This window comes from Paenibacillus puldeungensis (assembly GCF_042678945.1).
GTDB lineage: Bacteria > Bacillota > Bacilli > Paenibacillales > Paenibacillaceae > Fontibacillus > Fontibacillus puldeungensis.
Map to the genome: position 1 here is coordinate 588,512 of NZ_JBHTLM010000001.1, position 23,758 is coordinate 612,269.

The 23,758-nt window shown below is 46.1% G+C and carries 23 protein-coding genes and 5 tRNA genes; 21 read left to right on the plus strand and 7 right to left on the minus strand.

The window, feature by feature from the left end:
* Positions 1-151 precede the first annotated feature (151 nt).
* The 9 genes from sigY to ACFQ3W_RS02525 all read left to right on the plus strand — a co-directional run bounded on the left by sigY (position 152) and on the right by ACFQ3W_RS02525 (position 6,558).
* Positions 152-697, plus strand: coding sequence for an RNA polymerase sigma factor SigY (sigY, locus tag ACFQ3W_RS02485; RefSeq protein ID WP_379316243.1), 546 nt, complete (start codon positions 152-154; stop codon positions 695-697).
* Positions 684-1,010, plus strand: a complete 327-nt coding sequence (locus tag ACFQ3W_RS02490) for a YxlC family protein (RefSeq protein ID WP_379316245.1) — start codon at positions 684-686, stop codon at positions 1,008-1,010. The genes sigY and ACFQ3W_RS02490 overlap by 14 nt, the downstream gene beginning before the upstream one ends.
* Entirely contained in the window at positions 1,007-1,234 is a 228-nt protein-coding gene (locus tag ACFQ3W_RS02495) for a transcriptional regulator (RefSeq protein ID WP_379316247.1), read from the plus strand. Before ACFQ3W_RS02490 ends, ACFQ3W_RS02495 begins: the two co-directional genes overlap by 4 nt.
* 1 nt (position 1,235) lies before the next feature.
* The gene (locus tag ACFQ3W_RS02500) at positions 1,236-1,448 is read left to right on the plus strand and encodes a PLD nuclease N-terminal domain-containing protein (RefSeq protein WP_379316249.1); all 213 of its coding nucleotides are present in this window, start codon (positions 1,236-1,238) and stop codon (positions 1,446-1,448) included.
* A 48-nt stretch (positions 1,449-1,496) separates the two neighbouring features.
* Positions 1,497-2,387, plus strand: a complete 891-nt coding sequence (locus ACFQ3W_RS02505; RefSeq protein WP_379316396.1) for an ABC transporter ATP-binding protein — start codon at positions 1,497-1,499, stop codon at positions 2,385-2,387.
* Positions 2,384-3,163 carry an ABC transporter permease gene (locus ACFQ3W_RS02510; protein WP_379316251.1) on the plus strand — a complete coding sequence of 260 codons (780 nt, stop codon included), beginning with the start codon at positions 2,384-2,386 and terminating at the stop codon, positions 3,161-3,163. The genes ACFQ3W_RS02505 and ACFQ3W_RS02510 overlap by 4 nt, the downstream gene beginning before the upstream one ends.
* A gap of 134 nt (positions 3,164-3,297) precedes the next feature.
* Positions 3,298-3,585, plus strand: a complete 288-nt coding sequence (locus ACFQ3W_RS02515; protein ID WP_379316253.1) for a hypothetical protein — start codon at positions 3,298-3,300, stop codon at positions 3,583-3,585.
* 243 nt (positions 3,586-3,828) lie between these two features.
* The gene (locus ACFQ3W_RS02520) at positions 3,829-4,182 is read left to right on the plus strand and encodes a DUF4190 domain-containing protein (protein WP_379316255.1); all 354 of its coding nucleotides are present in this window, start codon (positions 3,829-3,831) and stop codon (positions 4,180-4,182) included.
* Between the two features lie 132 nt (positions 4,183-4,314).
* Entirely contained in the window at positions 4,315-6,558 is a 2,244-nt protein-coding gene (locus ACFQ3W_RS02525) for a Tex family protein (protein WP_379316257.1), read from the plus strand.
* A 555-nt stretch (positions 6,559-7,113) separates the two neighbouring features.
* Here ACFQ3W_RS02525 and cmpA read toward each other — a convergent pair.
* The 3 genes from cmpA to ACFQ3W_RS02540 all read right to left on the minus strand — a co-directional run bounded on the left by cmpA (position 7,114) and on the right by ACFQ3W_RS02540 (position 14,017).
* A complete protein-coding gene (cmpA, locus tag ACFQ3W_RS02530) occupies positions 7,114-7,251 on the minus strand; it encodes a cortex morphogenetic protein CmpA (protein ID WP_379316259.1) in 138 nt (45 codons plus the stop codon).
* A 395-nt stretch (positions 7,252-7,646) separates the two neighbouring features.
* Positions 7,647-7,994, minus strand: coding sequence for a hydrolase/acyltransferase (locus ACFQ3W_RS02535; protein ID WP_379316261.1), 348 nt, complete (start codon positions 7,992-7,994; stop codon positions 7,647-7,649).
* A gap of 128 nt (positions 7,995-8,122) precedes the next feature.
* Positions 8,123-14,017 carry an endo-beta-N-acetylglucosaminidase gene (locus tag ACFQ3W_RS02540; protein ID WP_379316263.1) on the minus strand — a complete coding sequence of 1,965 codons (5,895 nt, stop codon included), beginning with the start codon at positions 14,015-14,017 and terminating at the stop codon, positions 8,123-8,125.
* Between the two features lie 383 nt (positions 14,018-14,400).
* Here ACFQ3W_RS02540 and ACFQ3W_RS02545 point away from each other — a divergent pair, with 383 nt between their 5' ends.
* Positions 14,401-14,877 (plus strand): SprT family protein, encoded by a 477-nt coding sequence (locus tag ACFQ3W_RS02545; protein ID WP_379316265.1) that lies wholly within the window; start codon positions 14,401-14,403, stop codon positions 14,875-14,877.
* 56 nt (positions 14,878-14,933) lie between these two features.
* Entirely contained in the window at positions 14,934-15,173 is a 240-nt protein-coding gene (locus ACFQ3W_RS02550; RefSeq protein ID WP_379316267.1) for a hypothetical protein, read from the plus strand.
* Here ACFQ3W_RS02550 and ACFQ3W_RS02555 read toward each other — a convergent pair.
* Both ACFQ3W_RS02555 and ACFQ3W_RS02560 read right to left on the minus strand, forming a co-directional pair.
* Positions 15,119-15,679 carry an ArsR/SmtB family transcription factor gene (locus ACFQ3W_RS02555; RefSeq protein WP_379316269.1) on the minus strand — a complete coding sequence of 187 codons (561 nt, stop codon included), beginning with the start codon at positions 15,677-15,679 and terminating at the stop codon, positions 15,119-15,121. The two genes, ACFQ3W_RS02550 and ACFQ3W_RS02555, sit on opposite strands and share 55 nt — an antisense overlap.
* A gap of 101 nt (positions 15,680-15,780) precedes the next feature.
* Positions 15,781-17,046 (minus strand): MFS transporter, encoded by a 1,266-nt coding sequence (locus ACFQ3W_RS02560; RefSeq protein ID WP_379316271.1) that lies wholly within the window; start codon positions 17,044-17,046, stop codon positions 15,781-15,783.
* A gap of 217 nt (positions 17,047-17,263) precedes the next feature.
* Here ACFQ3W_RS02560 and ACFQ3W_RS02565 point away from each other — a divergent pair.
* The 4 genes from ACFQ3W_RS02565 to ACFQ3W_RS02580 all read left to right on the plus strand — a co-directional run bounded on the left by ACFQ3W_RS02565 (position 17,264) and on the right by ACFQ3W_RS02580 (position 17,844).
* Positions 17,264-17,339 (plus strand) — tRNA-Asn (locus ACFQ3W_RS02565).
* 7 nt (positions 17,340-17,346) lie between these two features.
* Positions 17,347-17,435: transfer RNA gene (locus tag ACFQ3W_RS02570), tRNA-Ser, on the plus strand.
* Between the two features lie 205 nt (positions 17,436-17,640).
* Positions 17,641-17,715, plus strand: a tRNA-Glu gene (locus ACFQ3W_RS02575).
* Between the two features lie 46 nt (positions 17,716-17,761).
* A tRNA-Leu gene (locus ACFQ3W_RS02580) sits at positions 17,762-17,844 on the plus strand.
* A 102-nt stretch (positions 17,845-17,946) separates the two neighbouring features.
* Here ACFQ3W_RS02580 and ACFQ3W_RS02585 read toward each other — a convergent pair.
* On the minus strand, positions 17,947-18,798 hold the full coding sequence (locus tag ACFQ3W_RS02585) for a Cof-type HAD-IIB family hydrolase (protein ID WP_379316273.1): 852 nt from the start codon (positions 18,796-18,798) through the stop codon (positions 17,947-17,949).
* Between the two features lie 187 nt (positions 18,799-18,985).
* Between ACFQ3W_RS02585 and ACFQ3W_RS02590 the strand changes: the two genes are divergently transcribed.
* Together ACFQ3W_RS02590 and ACFQ3W_RS02595 are read left to right on the plus strand one after the other, a co-directional pair.
* On the plus strand, positions 18,986-19,315 hold the full coding sequence (locus ACFQ3W_RS02590; RefSeq protein WP_379316275.1) for an AzlD domain-containing protein: 330 nt from the start codon (positions 18,986-18,988) through the stop codon (positions 19,313-19,315).
* An 11-nt stretch (positions 19,316-19,326) separates the two neighbouring features.
* Positions 19,327-20,058: an AzlC family ABC transporter permease gene (locus tag ACFQ3W_RS02595; RefSeq protein ID WP_379316277.1), complete on the plus strand. Its 732-nt coding sequence runs from the start codon at positions 19,327-19,329 to the stop codon at positions 20,056-20,058.
* 8 nt (positions 20,059-20,066) lie between these two features.
* Here the strand turns inward: ACFQ3W_RS02595 and ACFQ3W_RS02600 are convergent, their stop codons facing one another.
* The gene (locus ACFQ3W_RS02600; RefSeq protein WP_379316279.1) at positions 20,067-20,693 is read right to left on the minus strand and encodes a PAS domain-containing protein; all 627 of its coding nucleotides are present in this window, start codon (positions 20,691-20,693) and stop codon (positions 20,067-20,069) included.
* Between the two features lie 257 nt (positions 20,694-20,950).
* Between ACFQ3W_RS02600 and ACFQ3W_RS02605 the strand changes: the two genes are divergently transcribed.
* From ACFQ3W_RS02605 to ACFQ3W_RS02620, 4 genes are all read left to right on the plus strand, one after another.
* Positions 20,951-21,271 carry a helix-turn-helix domain-containing protein gene (locus ACFQ3W_RS02605; protein ID WP_379316398.1) on the plus strand — a complete coding sequence of 107 codons (321 nt, stop codon included), beginning with the start codon at positions 20,951-20,953 and terminating at the stop codon, positions 21,269-21,271.
* 59 nt (positions 21,272-21,330) lie between these two features.
* A tRNA-Leu gene (locus ACFQ3W_RS02610) sits at positions 21,331-21,413 on the plus strand.
* 166 nt (positions 21,414-21,579) lie between these two features.
* Positions 21,580-21,960, plus strand: coding sequence for a BlaI/MecI/CopY family transcriptional regulator (locus tag ACFQ3W_RS02615; protein WP_379316281.1), 381 nt, complete (start codon positions 21,580-21,582; stop codon positions 21,958-21,960).
* Complete coding sequence (locus ACFQ3W_RS02620; RefSeq protein ID WP_379316283.1) at positions 21,957-23,678, plus strand: M56 family metallopeptidase; 1,722 nt, start codon at positions 21,957-21,959, stop codon at positions 23,676-23,678. The genes ACFQ3W_RS02615 and ACFQ3W_RS02620 overlap by 4 nt, the downstream gene beginning before the upstream one ends.
* Positions 23,679-23,758 lie beyond the last annotated feature (80 nt).

Here is a 23,758-nt window from a genome sequence, read left to right on the forward strand (position 1 = left end):
GAAATAGATGTACTTTTTACATCTAGCGTCGTGAGGACTGAGTTCATTAAAAGGCTTATGGTGTGAAAATAATAAGTTGTGAATCGAAATGAACGATTTTCGCTTGAGAAACGTCACATGTACAGAGTGAATGAGAAGGGGCTGTATCCGTTTGGATCAGGATGAAGAGAAAAGACTGATCAGCGAAGCAATCCGTGGCAAGGATGAAGCATTTGCTGAGCTTTTTCAGGAGCACTATTCATTTTTAAACAAATACTTGATGAAGCTTACGCTGCAGCCGGAGCTTGCTGAGGATTTGACTCAGGAGACCATGATGAAGGCTTACATTCAAATAAATCGCTTTGAAGGAAAGTCAAAATTCTCTACATGGCTGATTTCCATCGCCTCTCGCCTGTATATGGATCAGAAGCGAAAGGAACATAGGGATCGCAAGCAGATGCAGCAGCTTATGGCTGAGACATGGCGGAAGCTGAAATGGGAAATGTCGGTGGGCGGGCATGAATGGTCTATCTATTTAGAGTTGTTCGCGAAGCTGGAGCCGGAGACCAAAGTTCCGATCCTGCTTAGGCACTATTACGGTTTCACTTATTCAGAAATTGCAGACATCCTTCATTTGAAAGAGGGAACCGTTAAGACTCGAGTACATTACGGTTTGGAGCGAATCCGGAAGGAGTGGTCTCAAGATGAAACACAATGAACGGGAATGGGAAAGTCTGCTTATAAATGATCTTCAAAGGTTAGAAGTACTGCACGAAACGAAGGTTCCTTCGAAAGAGGAACTCATGCTTAAGGTACAGCAGATGAAATTGGAGCGTCAAAAAGCACTAAAGCGAGAGCTGATCATCTTTGCATTTACAGCGGTTATGATATTGGCATGCTACGGGGCAATCGTCCTCAGTTTGAAAATAGCCTTCTATTGGATTCAGGGGATTGCGCTTATTTTAACTCCAAGCCTGCTGCTTGTCATGAGAAAGCGTCGGAAATTCATGGACGGAGTGAGTGAGGAATGAGTGAAATTTCCAAACAAATCATTGTCTTGCTCTGTTTCGCCCCTTTTATGCTGACGCAAAGCCTCCTTTTATTTCGAGATGCTCAGAAGAAAGGAGCTTATCCCTGGCTGTGGGGGCTATGGGGGCTCATCCAGCTGCCGATGCCTACGATTTTTTACTATTTCTTTGTGGTGAGACCTTACCGTAAGAGACTAAGACAAGGCGTATATCGAAAGGAGGATTAAAATGACTCAGATCTGGCAAATTGTGCTCCCGCTAATCGTATTGCAGTTTCTGTTGATGGTGACAGCTCTTATTACTTGCGTGAAAGAAGCCAATACAAGAGGTCCCAAATGGCTATGGATTTGCCTCATTTTGTTCGTCGGGATTTTCGGACCGATTGCGTTTTTCGTTTTCGGACGAAATCCGTATGGAAAAGCGCCTCATGATTCAGAATGATGATTCAGATGTAATAGATTGGCAAGAAAAAGAGGGGATTCGGACATGCTGCTAACTGTAAAACAATTGACGAAAAGGTATAATCAGCACCCTGTGGTCGACCGGCTGGATTTGAAAATCGGGACTAACCAGTGCGTAGCATTGCTTGGACCTAATGGCGCCGGGAAAACAACTACGCTGCAGATGTTGTCGGGCCTGCTTGCGCCGAGCGAAGGAGAAATTACGTTCTCAGAACAGGCAGATGGACCGGATCGGCCTTTCATCGGTTATCTGCCCCAGCAACCTTCATTCTTTCCATGGATGAGCGCGATGGAGCTGTTGCAATTTGTCGGGCGGCTGACTCATATACCAAGCAGGGATCTGAAGAAAAAATGCGAGGAGATGCTGCATTACGTTGGTCTGAAGAACCATGCAAACCGGCGAATCGGGGGATTTTCAGGCGGGATGAAGCAGAGACTGGGGCTAGCGCAAGCGCTGCTTCATGATCCGAAACTGCTTATTTTGGATGAGCCTGTATCCGCGCTCGATCCATCGGGCCGGCAGGATGTATTGAAGATGATGCTGGAACTAAAGCAGCGAATGGCAATTTTATTCTCTACGCATGTACTTCATGATGCTGAGCAGGTGTGCGACGAAGTAGTTATGATGAAGCTCGGGCGCGTGCAGTGGTCCGGAGCTCTTACTGACTTACAGCGCAGTTATCCTACAGAGAAGTATGTACTCAGTACGGAAGAAGGATTGAAAAATTGGATTATTGGAAAAGATTATGTGAAGGAGCTCCAAATCCTTTCTCCGACCACTGCTGAATTTAAGCTGAACTATCCTGCCGATCGTAATCGGCTCTTAACCGATGCAATCGACAGCGGGCTGATGATTCGTCATTTTGAGGAAAAAAGACCTTCGCTTGAGGATGCATATATGGAGGTGATGGGATCATGAGTACTTTCTTCACATTGCTTGGCAAAGAGTGGCTGGAAGCATGGAGGGATAAACGCCTCCTGTGGCTGCCGATCGTGATGATGCTCCTGGCCATAGCTCAGCCAATCACTTACTATTTTATGCCACAAATTTTGGATATGGCAGGGAACCTGCCTCCAGGCTCCGTCATCCAGATTCCTACACCATCAGGCGAAGAGGTGCTTAACAGTACATTATCCCAATTTGGAGTAATGGGGACTGCGATTATCGTACTTAGCGTTATGGGGAGCATCTCACAAGAGCGGAGTAGCGGTGTTTTAGCGTTAATCATGTCACGGCAGGTACTGCCCCTGCAATATATCGGCAGCAAATGGCTGACGCATGCAGGTATAATTTGGTCGTCCTTTGCACTAGCGTATAGTTTAGCTGCTTATTATGTGGTCATACTGTTTAAACCGATTCCTGTGAGTCGTATATTGGCAGGCTTGTTAACATACAGCATCTGGATTTTGTTCGTTATGACGGTTACGCTGTGCATGGGGGCATTGTTCCGCAAGACGGCAGGTATTGCCGGTACAAGCTTGCTTATTTTAGGAGGCTTCTCACTCGCGAACACTTTGTTTCCAAAGGTGATGTCCTGGTCGCCGGCGAGTGCGCTAAGTCAGGCTAGCAGCTTTTTAATAAACGGGAAGGGAACTGACTCCTTCAGCGTCATGCTTTGCTTAAGCCTTGGGTTCATTTTCTGCATATTCGCTGGAACGGTCCTTGCGTTTAAACACTACGACAGTTATAGCTAATGCCTTGTTGCTGCTAGACTGAATTTGTTTTAACCCAGAGCATAATTTTGATAGAATCTTAAAATTTTGCTATTTCAAGCTGCAACGCTTTCTAGTACGATGAAGACAATCTACATTAAAGGAGATGGCTGCTTATGACCGATCATTTTGAAATGTATGATGATCCTTTCAAGATGTTGATTCTGCTTGCTACATTTGTTGCAGATCAGCAAGGTTTGGAACTTGACTATGAGAATGTCCCAAGCTATGAAAACGACAAATTTTTACTGGAAAACGGAAAATTTCTGTATAAGAAAGATCAGGTGGAAATCACTTGGTTTCAATTCTTGGGGCGGGACATCCAAAGCAATAAGGATTTGACCCGCAGCGAGTATAACCGGATGTTTGTCGATTGTATGGCTTCGGTATATGGCGTAGCTTGATCGATGACCTTTAATCATGATTCAGAGAAACGGCTGGATAGGTGGGGAACCTTAGTCCAGCCGTTTTTGCTTTCATGTGATTTAATGAGGATGAGGACGGGGACACATGACATACGTCACATTTTTTTCAGAAAAAAGTTCCAATGTTAATTTTAGGGTAAAATTGTGATGGCACCACGACGCTAAATAAAGTACAATTATTTTAACTAATGAAGTATCTATTACTGGGGAGGACCTTTTTTCATGGATCAACTACCTTCTGAAACACCATACCAATATTCGACATTCAACAACTATCCGCCGAACCAGCCGCAACTGCCGCCTAAGACAAATGGTAAATCGATTGCTTCGCTGGTGCTCGGGATTTTATCGATTATGCTGCCGTACATTGGCTTTATTCTGGGGATTGTAGCCATCGTATTCTCAACCATTTCCTTCAAGGAGCTCAAGAAATCGAACGATCAAGGGAAAGGAATGAGCATTGCGGGGCTGGTTTGTGGCATTGTTGGAACCGTGCTGTATGGATTGATCATACTGTTTGTTATTATCGCTTTGCTTGCATACTCTGCATCTAATAATGTTTATACCAATTTCTAATGATGGTTTGGCCATATGATCAAGTCTAGGGACACCGTTGCCGGTATGGAGCGGTGTTTTTAGCTATTTCAGAGGCTTTACGACCTGCTGCTGGAAAAGGAAGGCGAAGTTTGTGATAATAGAAACAATAGCATGTTTGGAGGGATTCCATTGTCGCAAACCGATACGAACGAAGCCAAAGACCAAAACGCTGTAGATCCTGGGGAACAGGAACGTATTATAAAACAAATTGCTAAAGAGCTCAGTTTATCCTTAAAACAGGTACGGACAACGATAGGGCTGCTTGATGAGGGAAACACGATACCGTTTATCGCCCGTTACCGGAAGGAAATGACCGGAGAGCTGGACGAGAATCAGCTGCGTGATATTGAGGAGCGTACGCAGTACCTGCGCAACCTGGAGGAACGGAAACGGGAAGTGGTCCGAATCATCGAGGAGCAAGGGAAAATGACGGACGAGCTTAAGACGGCGATTTCTCAAGCGGTCAAGCTGCAGGAAGTGGAGGATTTGTATCGTCCGTACCGGCAAAAGCGAAAAACCCGGGCCAGTGTTGCCAAGGAAAAGGGACTGGAGCCTCTGGCCGAGTGGCTGCTATCCCAGCCTAAACAGGGTGACCCAATGGCTGAAGCAGCGAAGTATGTCAAGCCGGACGCGGAGCAGCCGGTGGCTACGGCCGAGGAAGCGCTGCAGGGGGCAATGGATATCGTAGCTGAAACAATCGCCGACGATGCCAATACGCGTGCCTGGGTCCGCACCTATACGATGGATCACGGAATGATGGTGTCGGAAGCGAAGACGCCCGAAGAGGAATCCGTATATGAGATGTATTATAACTATCGGGAGGCGGCCAAAAAAATGCCGTCCCACCGCATCCTGGCGATGAATCGCGGTGAGCGGGAGAACGTCCTGAAGGTAACGCTTGAAGTTGAGGCGGAGCCGATTTGCCGTCATATTGCAGGCAAGGTTATCAAGGGCCGCTCCGCCACAGAAAACGTGCTGCAGGCAGTCATTGACGATGCCTACAAGCGGCTGATAGCTCCTTCGATTGAACGTGAAGTGCGCGCGGAATTGACAGAGAAGGCGGAGAGCCAAGCCATTTCCATCTTTGCGGGCAATTTGCGGAGCCTGCTGCTGCAGCCGCCGGTTCGCGGCAAAAACGTGCTTGGCGTGGACCCGGCGTACCGCACCGGCTGCAAGCTTGCCGTTGTAGACGACACCGGCAAGCTGCTGGAGGTCGCCGTGACCTATCCAACGCCGCCGAACAACAAGAAGCGGGAAGCGGCGGCCAAGTTTCACGAGCTGATCGACAAGTACGAAGTGGAGCTGATCGTCATCGGCAACGGCACCGCATCACGGGAGACGGAGCAGTTCGTGGCCGAGGTGATCGCTGAGCACCAAAACCGGGAGCTCGCCTATTTGATCGTGAACGAGGCGGGGGCCAGCGTCTACTCGGCTTCCAAGCTGGCACAGGAGGAGTTCCCGGATCTGGACGTTGCCGAGCGGAGTGCCGCGTCCATTGCGCGGCGGCTGCAGGACCCGCTGGCCGAGCTTGTTAAGATCGAGCCGAAGGCGATCGGTGTCGGTCAGTATCAGCATGACGTCTCGCAGAAGCATTTGGACGAAAGCTTGAAAAATGTCGTCGAATCCGCGGTTAACCATGTAGGTGTAGATGTCAATACGGCCTCGCCTGCATTACTATCTTACGTATCGGGCGTTAACGCCACGACAGCGAAAAACATCGTTAAATTTCGTGAAGAGAACGGTCGCTTCAAAAGTCGGAAGCAGTTGCAAAAGGTACCGCGGCTTGGTGCCAAAACGTTCGAGCAGTGTGTCGGCTTTATGCGGATCGACGGTGGGGATCACCCACTCGATAAAACGCCGATTCACCCGGAGTCGTACGACGTTGTCAATCGGCTGTTTCAGGAATTGGGCTTTAGCCTGGACCAGCTTGGCTCCAAGGAGCTGAATGATAAGCTGGCGGCCCTTGACCCCGAGCAGTTGGCCTCTCGTCTGGATGTTGGAGTGCCGACGCTTCGCGACATTTTGGACAGCCTGATGCGACCGGGCCGGGACCCTCGCGAGGAGCTGCCGCTGCCGATTTTCCGTACCGATGTACTGAAAATTGAAGACTTAACCCCGGGGATGGAACTGCAGGGTACCGTACGCAATGTTATCGACTTTGGGGCGTTCGTTGATATCGGCATCAAGAACGACGGCCTTGTCCACATTTCACAGCTTAGTAACGGCTACGTCAAACATCCGATGGATGTCGTATCTGTTGGAGATAATGTCACGGTGTGGGTACTGAACATAGACGTGAAGAAAGGCCGCGTGGGGCTGACCATGCGCAAGCCAGCCGGGGTAGAAGCTAAATAATCGGCCTTATCCGAAAATTGACGGATGCCAATAGCAGGAGTCGGAGTGCTTGCTTGGTACACAAAGCATTCCGGCTCCTTGTGCTAATAAGAAAAACGCCTATCGACGTATATCCAAGGAAACCAGACCGCGTTTAGCGGTAGTTTTTTTGCGTTTGGTCACCTCAATCTAGGTTCTTGCCTCTCTCGCCATCCACAACTAGATGTATTTAGTACAGCTATTTCTGAGGAAAGTGTAGTTTTTTGGATTTTAGCTGCAAAATGTACATCTAAATTGGATTGATTTGTACTAGGAGGGCATTTTTGTTTCTTTTAGCTGTACTTTTTACATTTAAATGCTCAATATTTCCAAGAAGGCGCTGATTAACTGTACTAAATGCAGTTAGTTAGTTTATGGAAACAGCAAACCATCAGCGTCTATCGATGTACTTTCTAAAGAGCCGGACCGCGATTAGCGGTAGTTTTTCTTGCGATTATAGAATCATTCAGCTTCGCTTAAAGTTTTTAAATTCTTTAACCTTAAAAAAGCCCGCTTTCGCGGGCTATGAACAAGTTGTTACTGCAAACTGCTTGTATCGCTATGGCTATTCCTGCGGCTGTAGTAAAAAAACCAACAATCGTTGAGAAGTCGGATTTGACGGCGATCTCTCTTGATAAAGGCACGCATGATTTGATTGCTGAGCCAACTAGGCAAATGTAATCTCCTCCTCCGGCAATCACAATGGTATGTTAGAGTATGGGGGAATCCCCCAACGCGTGCAGGTCCACCGGAAAAGGAAGCTAAAATTTCGGCTTTTGATCACGAAGCTGATGCGAGGAAGATGATTCGGCGTCGAATCTTGCATTTACCCTCGAAGTCCGGTGCTCATGTAGGCTTTACCTACACTCCGCTCCTCCTTCTTCGGGTGCATGCAACCTTCTTGGTGCTGAAAAGCCGAATTTTTAGCCTCTATTGAAGGAAGCTAAAATTTCGGCTTTTGATCACGAAGCTGATGCGAGGAAGATGATTCGACGTCGAATCTTGCAATTACCCTCGAAGTCCGGTGCTCATGTAGGCTTTACCTACACTCCGCTCCTCCTTCTTCGGGTTTATGCCTCTTCTTCGTACCATTGCTCAAGCTGAGCCTGAAGGGCTCGAATTTCTGTTAGCAGAGCGACTAGGGGGTAATTTTCCTCTTGGATTGAGGAGAAGGCGGATTCCAATTCATTAATATAGTCCAGACCGCTGATTGTTTGCAGTGATTCCTGCAGCAGGTCTAACGCTTCGCATTCGGCAATCGCTTTGGGCAAAGGTGGTACGCCATCCGCCGTCAATTTGCTAATTTCCTTATTAAGACGTAAGTTCAAAGCGCTAAGCTGGTAGGCGTAGTCGCCAGGCATTTCAACAAATTTTAGTTCCTGATCATGCTGTAAAATGACATATTTCATCGTAGGCATCGCAAAAGTTCTCCTTTTTTATCTATCCTACTTGACAGTGTAGCTTAAGCCGAAGTTAAAATTCAAGTAATATGTAAAGAAGCGTTTCGCTCCAATAGTCTGTGGGCGAAACGCTTCTTCTGCTGGGTTTACTTCAAATAATTCAGTACAAATTGTGCGGTTTCGGCTCTTGTAGCCGTGTCGTTAGGGGCAAACTCTCCCCCGGACCGGCCTTGAACCAGACCTAATGCCGCCGCTTCTTTCACACTTTCCAATGCCCACGAAGCTATATTCGATTCATCGCTGAAGGAAATGTCGGCTTGGGAAGGCAGTGTTCCTTTCTCCATCTTATGGGCGCGCATCAGGATCAGCACGAGCTCCTGACGGGTGATCATGTCATTCGGTTCAAAATGTTCCGTTGTCCGGCCGGTGATCAGTCCCGCTTTAACCATTTTGGCCAGGCCATCTTGATACCAAGCATCGGCTGCCACGTCCGTAAAGGAGAGCTCGCCTTTTTCCTTCAGTTTCAATGTGCTCGATACAAGCTCTACGAATTCCGCTCTGGTGATCATTCGGTCTGGCTGATATTCATTCGCGGAAACGCCCTGGGTCAGATGCTTGGCTGCCAGTTGTTGAATCGCATTTGATGCCCAATGACTTGGCAGAACGTCGGTGAATTTCGCGGTGTATTCAAGCAGCGCATAGGTTCCGCCCTGCTGAACCTCAGCCTCCATATAATCTCCGGCAAGGACTCCTCCCAAATAGGTTAAGGTCCCGTCAGCCTCTACTTTGTACATGCCGAGCAATCCGGAGTTCAAAGACGCATCAATAGGCATTTTCACCTTCATCGGTTTTGCCGCTTCGGAAAGCGGATGAGACTTGCCATCGCCGGTAACGATGCTGAGATCAAGCGCAACCGCATTGCCTTTGAGATCTACGTTTGCGTTTGATTTTATTGCCGCTTCGTTCACTGTTCTCGGATTTACCGTAACTTGCAGCTTGCTGCCAGCGAGCTGCTCTTTGTCTGCGGAATCCTTCCATTGCTTCAGAGCATCTGGTGCGATATCAATCGTTATTTTACCTGTTTGAATTTGCAGTGTCTTTTCTCCAAGCAGTTCGCCAGCATTCATCGGCAGTTCAATGTTTTTCACCGCTGGATCGACTTTAATGACGACATCATTGTTCTCTGCAGGCTTGGTCAGATCCCCTGTGGAAACCACCGCTTTGCTAGGGTCGACTGGTTTCTGGTTCGTTGGGGTCACAATCGGTGCTGAACCTGATGTTGATCCTGAGTTCGAGCCGGTATCCGTCGGTGGGGTCACCGGAACATACGTGACAAGGATATCATTTTTGGCTTTCACCAGATTGTCATAAGCCTGGGTTAGCAGACTAGCGTCGGCATCAGGCGTCAGCTTCTTGGCTTCGGTGTAAGCGACGCTGGCTTTCAAGGCCGCAATCGAATTTGCCGTATATTTGGCGTTGCCCACGAGGGCGTCGATGTCCGCCAGAAGCGTCTGCAATTTGCTCCATTCCGCAGCACTTCCTTGTTCAACGGCAAACACGATTTCATTGCTTGTTGTAGACGCGGTGAATGCCTGGCCGTTTGCAGTAACCGTATTGGTTACGGTAACTTTGTAACGTCCTGCGTCGGCTGCTGCTACATTTTGCAGATTTAGGCTTGCGCCGGTCGCATTCCCGAGCGGGCTTCCGTCTTTGTACCATTCATAGCTCAGTGCTCCCGAGCCCGTCGCTTCAACCGTAAAGTTTACGTTATCGCCGATATTTGCCGGGTTTTTCGTCACATCGAAACGTCCGATGACCGGCTGATCAACCACAATGCCGGCCGGAGCTACCGCCAAGGTCAGTTCGTTGCTCGTAAGGGTGGAAGGCTGAATCCCCGCTTTACCGGTCAGTACGACGCGGAATTTCTTGCCGTTATCCTCTGTCTTGGCTGTAAAGCTGTAAACCGATGAGGTTACCGTAGTACGGTTCCAAGTATCCTCTGCAGGAGCCTTCACTTCCCAAATCATGGAATCTACGCCGCCATCCGCTGCAACCTGAAGATCGACTTGATTGCCTTCGTTTACCGTTTTGGCGGACTCAAGGTTCTTAGTGAACACCATTGTTTTTGTTGGGTCAATAACCCAACGGGCTTTTAACGTTAAATTGTCCGTTACCGTATCTGTAGCGAAACCCCATTTGTGGTTGCCCGCATACCATCCGTCAAACACGTAGCCTTCTTTGGCAACGTCTGCAGGCGCGTCTATTTTGGAACCGAGCGCTACATTGGTGATTGGTGCAGGCGCGTTCGAACCGCCGTCAGCATCGAAGGTTACTGTGAACAGTCCATTGTAGCTGTAGCCGTTATATTTGACGCTGCTTGGATACGGGTAAGGCACATTTGCCCATAGTTCCAGTTCGGTCAGTATAGCCATAGAGCTCTCGGCTTTTGTTACTTCAAATTTGACGTATCTTCCCATGATCGGCGAGGTGAAAGTGTGCTTGAAGGCTTGCAGCGTATTGCCGGTAAAAGGGCTGTCGATCGTCGTGTAATCAGTACCGTTCTGGGAATAGCTTAGAGTGAAATCAGTTGGTGTGTCGTCATAAGCAAACATATTGAAGGTTGTCATCTCAACCTCTTTGCCGAAATCCAGAATAACATTGCATGGGAAATCATAGGCCATTGAGTACGAGTTTTGAGATACGTCTCCATCTGTGAGATAGGACAAATCACTCAAGTCACCGCTTACCGTGCTTGTACGGGCCGCATTTTCGTATTTGGTAATCGTAACCGCCTGGCCAGGCTTGACCTGTTGCTTGATCTGATCGGCGAACAGTCTTGCGGGCTGTCCCTCTGCCATATCAAGCTGGGTACCTGACAAATCCAGAACGATCAGTTCTGGGAATGCCGTTTTGTCTCCGTACACCAGATTTTTTATTTTCGAATTGGATGCATCGAGTAATTGAAGCTTGCTGCTTCCTGAAATATTTAATTCCTGCAGATCTGTAATACCGCTGAAGGCTTGGCTCGTTATTATCTGTAAGTTTGCGTTGTTTGAGAGATCAATGCTTGTAACCTTGGAAGGGAAATCAGATTCGCTTACTTTCTCAAGCTTCGTGTTGGACAAATTTACGCCTGTAATTTCAGTGATAAGCTTTAGTCCCGTCAAATCTTTGATATCTCTGTTGGACAAATCAAGCATCCCGGTAATCTTCGCTAGATCGCTCATCTTAGTGTACCCTTGTTCTTTCAAGGCGTTCAGCAGTGCTGCATCCGGGAACATGCTGGAATTGAGCTCGGAGTCCCTCACGACTAATGGAGTTGACTTGTTGCCGGCGTAGTCTTCCATGACAAGTGTAATCATACTTGTAGTGGACGCAGGCGTTATTGATAAGGAGGCCTTAACAGAGCGGCCGCGCACAATATATGGTTTATTACCAGATGAGTAGGTGGTATCGAATTGCATTGGCACCCCATTCTCATAGACGTACAGATAACGCCAGTCTCTGGTGTTCGGCATCGGCAAGTTCAGCGTGTTGCCGTTCCAGGACCAAGCCTCCGCATAAGGTTCAATCGTCTTGTCGATAAAATTCCCGCTCTTTGCAACCGGGCTTTGACTGCCCACGGCTATGCTGACAATATAATCATCCCCGTTGACCGGCATGCCCGTAAACACAGCAGATGTCGATCCGGCCGGGACAGTTTGAGTAGCGGATACCGGTGTGCCCGTTGTAATCCAGTTCAACGATTTTACGCTTACAGTTATCGGGTCAGATTCCACCGAAGGGTTTGTCCAAGATACGGCGAGTTCTCCGTTTTCCTTGGAATCGGCTTTGATGTTGGATACGGCTGCGTCCAGGTTGAAAGGCACTGATGCAGCCGTACCTTCACGGCCATCCGCTCCTACCGGGACAACCTTCACTAAACCTGATCGAGCCGGCAGTTTTTTGATATAGAAAGATTTATCATATTTGCCGCCAACGAACACATCATTGACGTAGACATTATAATTTTTAACTTGTGAATAATCCGTGTTCAGGTTCCAATTGATGACCATTTCGTTGGTATCGGTGAACGTGTTGGTCAAGGCAAGGCCTGTCGGAGCGGCGGGAACAACGGCTGATCCGTCATAAATCCGAATTTGCCCGACATTCATTTGATAGTTCGTAACCGCGCTGCCGTTCGGAGCAAAAACAAGGCCAAAAGCGGCGATTTCCTTGCCAGCGTATGCGCTGAGATCCAGCTCTTTCGTCGTCCAGCCCGCAGTCTTGCTGCCGTCGGTTACGGGCACTTTGACAACTGTATCCGGTTGGTCTTTAAAGATCAGTCCGATAGACATCGAAGAGGCGTCAGCAGCCGAAGGTTTGTTGTATGTAATTGATAGTTTGGAGGCTACATTCACGCTCAGATCAGTCTTGTACAAACGCAGGAAATTCTCTGCATCGAGATTGCCGCTTACAGCAAGCGAGCTCCCTCCGTCATATCCGCCGATTTGTTCATACGAGAAGGAAGGGTCCTTTTTGTATTTCGGACCGTAATCAAGATCGACTGTTAAACGGCTGCCCGTTGTATCTTGCCACCACTGCCACGTTACCGGCACATCCTGCAAGCTCATATTTGACCACTCGTCGTTGTTAGATATCGCGCCAGCTTTGTAATAAGACAAGCCGTGTCCAGTGTTGAAATTGGTATAGAAATTGGTGTTCCCAATAACGGAGCGCTCAGTGATGGCAGATGCAATACCCGGCCAACTGGAAGTATCAGACGACTGAGGGTTTATACTCATGCCCGTCCACCATTGCTGCTCCCTTTTTATAGTCTCCCATTGGTAATCATTATTCGCCCGGTCATTGGACGGCCAAGGCTGATCATCATGATAGCCGGCATGAACAAAATCGGCCCCAAGCGTCGCTATGCTGACAAGCGGCACACCATTGGCATCCAGCTTGCTTTTGAGGGGACCGACGTTTCCATCGAATCTGTCGCGTCCTGCTTCAAGACCCGCGAAGCCGACATCATAAATGGAGTAGTGGGTTCCGGAAGCTGCATTCAGCTGTTCGAGATAATTTTTGGAGCTGGTAATCTGGGACGAACCCATGCCGTAATCAAAGAAAAAGGAGTCGGAGACCGCCTCTCCCTTGTTCTTGTCATACAGAAACGAGCTATTATTATCGTTGAAGTATCTTGCATATACAGTACTGCCCTTGGAGGTGCTCAGGGAGTCATACCATTGCACGTATAACCCGCCTTTTTTCAGCGCTTTTATAAATTCAATATAATCCGGAATATCGCTCGTTTGAACGTTGGGACCTGATTCTTCCTGATTGATGAAATATCCGTCGTAGCCGAAGTATTTAGCCATTTCAATCATTTTCTTGGCAACAGGAAACTCTCCGTTCCCATCTTTAACAAGCATCTGTTTATAAGTCTGCTGTCCGCGGTCATTGTTGGAGAAAAAGATGCCGGCCAGGGATAATACACCGTTCTTGTGAGCGGCATCCGTGTAAGTCGGGTTCGGGATATTCATCATGCCGAATTCGAACCATTTCTGTTTCCAGTCTGATTGCGCCGTATCATCGTAATATTCAGGCGGTGTATAGGCCGTAGCCGTTCCGTGCCAAGGAGACCAATAGTCCACATACTGCCAGAATCCAAAGTGGTATTGGGCAAATTTGTTCGTGTAAGCCGCATTTTCGATAAATGCATTACCATAATCGCCACTAACGTTCGTCATTTTTACGTTCGGATTCAGGTTGGGTTTAGCCTGTGTAGCGGTGAGCGGATCGATTCTTTTCTGCAAAGGAACGAAGGATCGCAGCATCTCTGCGTTACGGTCCGTTTCCGGGCTCCAGTCCAGAATATGGCCGCTTGTGTAACCGTGCACGCTTGGTTGATTTACACCGTGCGAGGCTTCTCCTTTAAAGGGCCATGTATCTCCGGCATGAACTTGAAGTGGGATGCCTGTTGAAACCAGCGTAAAAACTAATAATACAGCGGCAGCTTTTGAAAACGCTTTCTTTTTGAGGTTCAAATGCATTTTCATTTGTCAACTCCTTTGTTGGAAAAATGATGCTGCTTTAATAATGTGACCCGACGGGCTGTGTTTTTTTCCAGCTTATGTATCTCACCTCCCCCCTCGGGCAGGATATATTTGCCTTTCAATATATCTCATGAAACCCCTTACAAATAGAGGGGAAATTAAAGATACCGTAGACAAATTAAAGAAACAGTATGGGGTTCGTCTAGTTGCAGAAGTGTAAAAAAAGCCAAAAAAGGGAGGAAACACTGCAAAAAGATTTGGTTGCTTGTTTCATTGAGATCCTGCTTGACAGCAGTATGTAAGAGGAAGTTAAAATTTAAGTGTAACGCATAGATTTGAACAGTAGAAAGTGAGACGGTTTCAATAAACACTAGAGGGGGAGTCCGTTGAATAATGAGCAGCTGCAAGCCTGGGTCGAGAAAATTTCACTTCGCTCCTTCGGAGTCCCTTTCCGGCACCAGGCTAGATATAATCGCCGTTTACGGTCAACCGGAGGCCGTTATTTTATGAAAACTCATGATATAGAAATCAATCCGAGCCAGCTTGAGACGTTCGGAGAAGAGGAAGTGGAGCGGATCATCAAGCATGAACTGTGTCACTATCACTTGCATTTGTCGGGGCGGGGCTATCGGCATCGCGACCAAGATTTTAAAAGCTTGCTGAACAAAGTGGGCGGAAGCAGGTACTGCCTCACATTGCCGGAGCGTCAAGAGCGGAAAACACTGCCTTACCGTTATAAGCTGGTCTGTACGAACTGCGGAATGGAATATCTTCGTAAGCGCCGAATGGATCCAAGTCGGTATCGGTGCGGGAAATGCGCGAGCCGCCTGAAATTGATAACTTTAGGCTCGAAGGACGGCTAAAGCAGGCTGTAATGTGCTATACTTAGATCATGAAACCCATAAGGAGTGATAATAGCATGGCCCAATCCAAAGCTAAAAAAATGCGATTGAAGTTGATCCGAGAAGGCAAACGCAGCCCGGAATTAAGCCGCAGCCCATTCGCCTTTGCGGACCTGAGATCACGAACGACCAAAACGAAGGCTGAGCAACTGAACAGCAAAAAATATAAGAACCACGGTTCCGAATATGGAGACGATGGTTCTTATTTTTTTTTGGAGGAATCATCGCTTTTGGAGATGGTAAAAAAAACTTCGTAACTTTCTGAATCTGGAGACTTATTCGCATCCCGATGCTGTTCGCAAAAGTCATAAATCCACTGAAACAGTTCGTCAGCCTGTTTTTTGCTTAAAAAGACATTGGTGTTTGTCAGTTGGGTTGATGGGGTATCCGCCTGGGCTGCCTTCATAAATCTTTTTTTATTTTCTTCATAAAACGTGTTCAGCAGCTTCTCGGTGTGGGATTGAAAGACCTGCTTTACCGGTTCATCAAGCTCTTTTTTTGTAATATGAATATGGCCTTTAAAAGGCTCGTAATATTTGGCGGTAATCCCGTTTACGAGCTTGGTGTCCACCAGCTTGAGAAGTCCGATCTTCTCCAATTTCTTTGCATGGTAATACACCTTCGCAGGCACCTCATGCATTGCATCTGCAACTTCCTTCATCGTCGCCGGACGATCAAATTTATAAAACTCCTCAAGGATTTGTAAGCGGTAGGGGTCCGAGTAAATCCGGATTTCCTCTAATGTTTTTAATTCTATCTTCATTTACCTGCACTCCAATGAGCAAATTTGATGGGGCATTATAACGTTTCCATTTAGTAAGTATAGCTCATCTCTTGGAATGCGGAAAGCCGCCTATCATTTTCTCATATTTCCCTAAAGTCACGTTGTTTCAGCAAATAAAAGATAGGCAGGATCATGAGAATGCCAAACGTTAAATAGAGCACATGGACCTGCATCCATTCGCCCATCACGCCAGCCAAGGCGCTACCGATCGGAATCGCACAGGTGCACACCATATTGAGTAGCGCGCCGACTCTTCCAAGGAGCTCTTTCGGAACAGCTTCCATGAAAAACGTGGAGGCGGGGGTATTGGTCAAAGAAATAGCTAACCCCATACCGAAGGTGAACAGCGCAGCTACGTAAACGGGATGAATCGGCAATATAGCAGGAACATACAGCAAAGCGTAATTGATACCTAATAGCAGGTAACCGGTTATGATCAGCCGACTTTTTTTGTAGGCACTTCCTTTTTTGCTGATCCATAAGCCGCTCACAATCATTCCACTGATTAAACATATTCCCAGAAGACTAAGACTGCTAGGACCGGATTTTAAAATTTCATTTACATAAACGGCGTTCAAAACGTTAAATGGCGTAAGGCAAAGGTTCACGTATGCTGCAGATATCATGATTGTCATAATAATGGTGTTGGAGCGTAGGTACTTTAGGCCTTCCTTGAGTTCTTGTAAAAAAGAGGAGGAGGTTTTTCTCGAAGCGATGTGGGATTCTGTCACACCACGAATGAGAACAATGAGGCCGGCAGCTACGATAAAGGTGAGCCCATCAATCAGGATCGCAGTGGATATTCCCCATAAAGCGATGATTCCACCGGCAACGGCCATTCCGGAAAGTTCGGCGATTCTAGAGGCAGAGGAGCTGATAGAATTGCCGCTTAAAAGCTTTTCTTTAGGCAAAAGCCACGGAACCAGCGCCATCTCGGCCGGAGTTGCAAAGCATTCAAACGTGGAAATGAGCAGGGTGAAAATGTACAAGTGCCATGGAGCCAAGAGGCCTTTCCAGAATAAAAGAGCTGTGGCGATAACGATAATCCCTCGACCTGCATAAGTCAGAATAATAACATTCCGTTTAGGCCAGCGATCCACCAGCGTGCCTGCAAAAAAACCGAACAGAATGCTAGGTACATAATTTAAAGCGAACAGTGTACCCATTAAAATTTTAGAGCCGGTCAGCATATATACCATCCAGCTGTACGCGATGGAGTCGATGGAGTCCCCAAACCGGGAAACCATTCTGGCTAGCAAAAGGTACATGAACGGCTTGCTGACGGACAGTTCTCTGAGACCAGCGAATCCTTTTCTTTTGGCCATTATCGGTTCCATTTCACTCATAGCAATCACCTTCAAAATTTATTATACGTTAAAATAATTTTAACGTTAAGTTTATTTTACAGATATTTTTGGAAGATGCAATGCTTTTTTTGGCCGCTTGTGCTTAGTGGATGCTTCAGGGCTGGAGAAAGAAGGAAGCGCAAACACCTGCCAGTTATATTGACTTTCACGCGTAATCGTGATAAATTAATTTATGTTCTTAATAAGTTGTAAACGTTCCCTGATAGCTCAGTTGGTAGAGCACTCGACTGTTAATCGAGTTGTCACAGGTTCGAGTCCTGTTCGGGGAGCCATTTTCTTGGAGAGATACCCAAGTGGCTATAAGGGGACCCTCTGCTAAGGGGTTAGACTGCGTAAGCGGTGCGAGGGTTCGAATCCCTCTCTCTCCGTATTGAATATACTTCTTAGCAAGTAATGAGAATCCTTGATGGATGGTTCGTCGGAGCAGCGATAGATCAGAAAAGCCTGAACCCGTAAACAGGGTTTATTTTTTTGCCAAAAATTAATAGTAAAAATAGAATAAAAAACTGTTGCTTTGCCCATAGGTTTTTGTTATACTCAATCTTGTCGCCGCTTCAGAGCGGAGTTGATTATGGCCCGTTGGTCAAGTGGTTAAGACACCTCCCTTTCACGGAGGTAACAGGGGTTCGAGTCCCCTACGGGTCACCATTTTTTTAAATCGTTCGGGATAGTAATCCCATCGATAACTGAATATGCGGTCGTGGTGGAATGGCAGACACGCTATCTTGAGGGGGTAGTGGGAGAAATCCCGTGGAGGTTCGAGTCCTCTCGACCGCATCCTAAATTAGAAGAACCTTGCTAAATGCAAGGTTCTTTCTGTATCAAGTCTTTCTATTAAGACGCTTTTGGACCGAATGGTCAAGCTAAATAAATGCAACGTTACAGGTCGAGCAGAGTGTTTATGGCATAAGCCACACCGTGCTCGTTGTTGGTGCGGGTAACGAGTGAGCTGAGCTGTTTTATTTCATCTACAGCGTTGCCCATCGCGACCTTAGTACCGGCAATTTGAAACATCGAAACATCATTGTAGCTATCCCCTATCACTACCGTTTCTTTCATGTCCACCCCTAAATGGCTGGCAAGAAAACGAAGTGCGCTGCCTTTATCAGTTTCCGTGGAGATGATCTCAATCGTATGATCGGCAGAGGCCGTTGTATGCACATGGGGGCGCCTATTAAAGTGCTCCCTGATTTGTCCAAGCTTCGCTTCATCAAACGTATATACCAGTAGCTTATAGACGGTCATGCCGCTTTCCGTAATCTCCATCGGGTTTTCAATTTGCTGAAATCCGAATTGGACAAATTGAAGCTGTGCACTTTTCCATAACCGATCACGATCCACCTGTGGATTGGCACTAACCAAAACGTCCATCTCGGCGAGCAGTTTTTGTTCATAGTCTGAAGAGGTATATATCGCATCCGGGCAAAAAATTTCAAAATACACATTTTGCTCCACTAAATAGCGAATTGCTTCGTCTGCAATGTCTTCGGATATCGGAGTTTCCCGAAGCAGACGCTGCTGTGCGTCGTAAACCGCAGCACCGTTAAAAGCGATAATTGGTATATCTATATTTCCAAGCAGGCCTTTCGCATCAAAGCTGGCTCTTCCTGTACATAGGGTGACAAAATGATGCTTGGCAAGGGCCCCTCGGATCGATTCAAGCCCTTCAGGGCTTGGTTTACTTTCCGATGTCAGTAATGTTCCGTCTAGATCGACTGCAATTAGTTTCATTCTCGTATCCTCCTACTCAAATGCATTTAACTGCATTTTTTCTATGTTGTTATAGCGTTTTGTTTGCATAATTAAGTATAAATTATGAAATGCATTTCAGGTCAATAAGGCAGACCTGTGTTACAATTTAACAAGCTGTTACATAAGTTCCACATATGTACTTAACAAATATACGTTAGGACAAGGAATGAGAGAAGTGGCAACGAAGCTTTGGATTATTATACTTATTGGTGTGGGAACCTATTTATTGCGTGCCGGATCCCTAGTATTAGGAAGCCGGATTAAATGGTCGGAACGTACAAAAGAATGGCTGTCCTACGTATCTCCGGCTGTTCTTGGAGCTTTGCTGGGTCCACTTCTTCTGCTGCAAGATGGCCAGTGGATTCCTCTTTCCGATAATAAAATGCTTATCGCGGCTGTACCTACAATGCTAATTGCCTGGTGGTCCCAGCGCCTGCTATTGACCGTAGCGGCTGGCATCATATTTTATGCAGCCGCATATTACTTGCTTGGATAGGAGATAGGATAATGAGTAGAAGGGACGAAATGCGGCTGGCGCTCCGGGACGCATTCCCTATTATGATTGCATATTTTCCGTTGTCCATGACCTATGGGGTTCTAGCTGCAGCAGGTTCTCTTTCGCCGCTGCTCACGATCTTTAGCTCGGTTTGGATTTATTCGGGTGGAGCTCAATTCATGCTGCTCGGGATGTTTGCGGCAGCTTCCGCTCCAGTGATGATCGTTACAACGATTTTATTAGTGAGCATGCGGCACGTACTTTATGGGGCTACAATGGGACCTTACGTTGCAAATTGGAAAGAATCCTTGAAGTGGGCGGTCGCTTATGGACTAACGGATGAAGGATTTGCTGTGAGCTCTAGCAAAGCGGCTCGTGAGGGAGGGCTGGCACCAGCCTATTATCTAACTTTTGCGTTTGCCGGGTATGGATCTTGGGTAGCTGGAACAGTCGCCGGAACCGGCTTAGGCGGATTGGTTACATCCGAGCTGGCAACGATTCTTGGATTCGCTCTGCCAGCTCTGTTCTTGGCGCTGCTGTTAGGAGGCGACCGGACTTTGCCTTCTATGGCTGCGGCATGCAGCGGAGCTATACTGGCTACTTTAGCAGGTATGTTTAATCTGGGTGGAGCAGGTTTAGTTATTGGTGGGCTGATAGGCGCAACTATAGGTCAGCAGTTGAAATATCGCCTTCAAAAATATTCTACCGTGAGATCGGCGGAGGCTTCGGGTAAAACATCGTGATTTTTCTCTTACTCACAACCTTCAGAATGGTCTAGAATAGCTGAGTATTTAGGATATAGGACGCGGATACACTTGGGGCAAATGTCATGTGTAAACTCTGCTCGGGTTTGCTTCTTGAGATAAGCTTCGGGGGAATTCCATTTGTTGTTTTCATCTTTAATGCTTTTGCAGACAGCGCAGATGGGAAGCAATTCACCGGCTAGACTGATTTGGGACAAGGAATGCTCTAAATGCGCTTCCTTCTCTTTATAGCAAGTGATATCGGTATACACCAATACGATACCGCCAACGGTCCCTGTATTCAGAAATATTGGGGTTATCTCCGCCAAAAACCATCGTACTCCCTGGGGGGAGTGTATATGAAATTCTGTTGCATAAGAATCATTATTTCCTAACAGCATGGAGCCAAATTGCTCAAGAAATTGCTGGGCATTGTTACTTCCGTTTGCTGCTAAGGAATCCAAATATTCAATGAAGTTGGCTCCAGGTTCATCCCATAGCGGATTATGCCCGTATTCGAACGTTTTGGTAGCCCAACTGTGGTTCACGGCGGCAATTGTCCCATCCGGAACAATAATCGCTACACTGGATTGAAGGGAATCGAAAGCTTCTTTCCACAAAGATATCTCTTTCACGTGACACGCTCCTGCATTTAAAATGGGGGCGAGAGGCTATGATAAAATATAGGGTGTCATAATTTTCCTATATTTTTAATCCACCTAGGCGCTCAAATATGAATTATCCAGATAAGAATAATTTCATTCTATTATATACGTACTTACGTATTTAAACAACACAAAAATACTTATTTACGTCATATTTTGCTTAAAGGAAGGTTGGAGAGAAGTTGTCCATATACGAACGTATTGAATTGCTGATTCAAAATCAAGGAATGACCAAAAAAGCATTTTGTTTGGAGCTTAATATAAGTACAGGAAATTTGGGTGACTGGAAACGGGGGAAATCAACGCCTAGTACGAATAAGCTGATCGAAATCGCGGCTTTTTTTGATGTAAGCTTGGACTGGCTGATGACCGGTCGGGAAAAGGAGCTCATTTGTACTGGACAGCGTAAGGCGGAGTATGTGGTTCGAGAGCGCGAGGATCAGGACTGGGAAATCTTTATTCAAACTTTGAACGAATCGGAAAAAAGATTCATTCGCGAGTATATCGAGTTTACACGGTATAAAAAGCTGAAGTCCCAAGGTAAATAATACCACTTTACATTTTGTAACCCGGACGATATAATAAAAAATGTTCGTTTCAAAAATTTGCGGTCGTGGTGGAATGGCAGACACGCTATCTTGAGGGGGTAGTGGGGGAAACCCCGTGGAGGTTCGAGTCCTCTCGACCGCATCAAAACGTTTGACTAACATATTGATAAGCCCTATCGGGCAACTAGCGGCTGTGTTTTTCGTACCTGAAAAGCACAGCCGTTTTTTTTGATGCTAGGTAATTGACTCTTGGACTACATATTGTTATTATAAATTTAGCCTACATTGTGTATGTATAAGGAGGAGGAATGATTCAAACAGTATCCGATTCCGAATTGGAATTAATGAAAATTATTTGGGCGAATGACGGTACAGCCTTATACGCTGAAATTATGGATGAATTGGATTCAAAAGGTAATGCATGGCAAAAGAACACCGTTATTACCTTGCTATCCCGCTTGGTAGATAAAGGATTGCTGAAAACAAGCAAGATTGGCCGCCGTAACGAATATCGTGCCGTATTTACTGAGAGGGAATATCAGGCTGCACAAACTCAAAACTTCCTTGACAAGCTCTATGAGGGAAGCGCAAAGGGACTTGTACTGACCTTGATTCAAAAGGAAATGATTTCTCCGGATGATTACGAAGATTTGAAAAGGTTTTGGAAAGAGGGCAGTAAACATTTATGAATGACCTACTCAAAACGATTGTGTCGTTATCTATTTCCGGGGCTATCGTGGCTCTTGTCCTTTTGCTCTGTAGGCCTCTTTACAGAAACCGGATTAGCAGGACATGGCAGTACTATATTTGGTTGGTCGTAATTGCCCGCCTGCTGTTACCCTTTACACCGGAATCAAGTCCTGTTGGAGATTTTCTGCAAAAGGCTGACAATACTATTTCGGCCCAATTACAACAAATTCATACCATTTCCTCAACTTCAGATCCCACCGCAGATGCGATCGGTGCCGATGACATAACACAAAATCAGCCTCAGTCAATGAGCAAACAGCAAGAAAACACCCCTGTGCTACTTCTAACTATCCTTGAACATAACCTTTGGACGGTCTGGCTAGCCATCGTCCTTACTCTTCTCATTCGTAAAATTACAATGTATCAGAGCTTTGTGCGACATGTTAAAGCTGGACGGGTAAAGGTATTCGATGAGAACCTTTTGAACCGTTTGACAGAAGTTTGCGAACAAAACCGTGTAAAAAGGGCAATTGAGCTTTACACGAATGAGATGATCTCATCTCCTATGCTGATAGGTGCTTTCCATCCCTTTATTGTATTGCCACATAAGGATATTCCAGATCGCGATATTCAATACATTATGCTTCATGAATTAACACACTATAGACGGCTGGATGTGCTATATAAATGGCTGGTTCAGATTACAATCTGTATTCATTGGTTTAACCCACTGGTTTATTTCATGAGTCGTGAAATTAGTCGAAGCTGTGAGCTTTCCTGTGATGAAGCCATTATAAAAAAACAGAACGCAGATGGGAAACAGGCCTATGGAGATACTTTGCTAAACGCTGTGAAAATGGATGGCAACTTTAAGAAATCCGTTGCTTCTGTTACTTTCAGCGAAAGCAAAATGCTGCTAAAAGAAAGGTTAGGTGCCATAATGAGTTATAAAAAGAAGTCAAAATTGGCAATTGCAATGACCCTTGTCCTAACGCTATGTGTCAGTGTTGGTGCTACTGCGGTAGGTGCTTATGCACATCAATCCAAATTGATCCCTTTACCCAAAGATACTACCTCTGTTGCAAAAAATACGGTTCAAGTAAATGTTGAACACAGCAATATTATTTTGATGCCATCAGTAGATAGCAAATTTCATTATGATTACGATCATTCGATCTATGAAATAGATACTAAAACAAATAAAGGTTCCATCAAAATTACCGTTAAGCCTCAAAGGGGTAAATTAGATGAATTTGATTGGACAGAGGACCAAAGAATAATAATTTATGTGCCAGAACATTCATTTGATAAAGTATCTGTTAACGGAAAGGCTGCCGGTATTTCGGTTCTCGCCTTAAACACAAATTTGGATTTGGTAAACAGCAGTGGTGCCATGAGTATTTACATACCGCAAGGTTTTGATAAAAATGTAAGCTTTTCTACAACCAAAGGCAGCGGTGCATTGAGAATATCCGAGAGTGCAACAGATTACACCATAAAAGTAGCGAATGATAATATACAGAATAGCGCCATTGCTGCAAAATCTGAATTTCCGACATATCAGTATAACAAGCCATATATGTACAAAGACGGAGACGGCCAAGCGACCATCAATTTAGATATTCAAGAAAGCTCATTTTTAATCGAAAAATATTCGGGCAGTGCGGAAGACCTTTTAAGCACGCATTTTGATATGGTACTTACAAATATAAAATAATTTTGCCTCACAAATGCATGTAAAAGTTCGTCATCAACAGGTATACAAAATGTAAAGAAGCGCGAGTAAGAGGTCTAAGC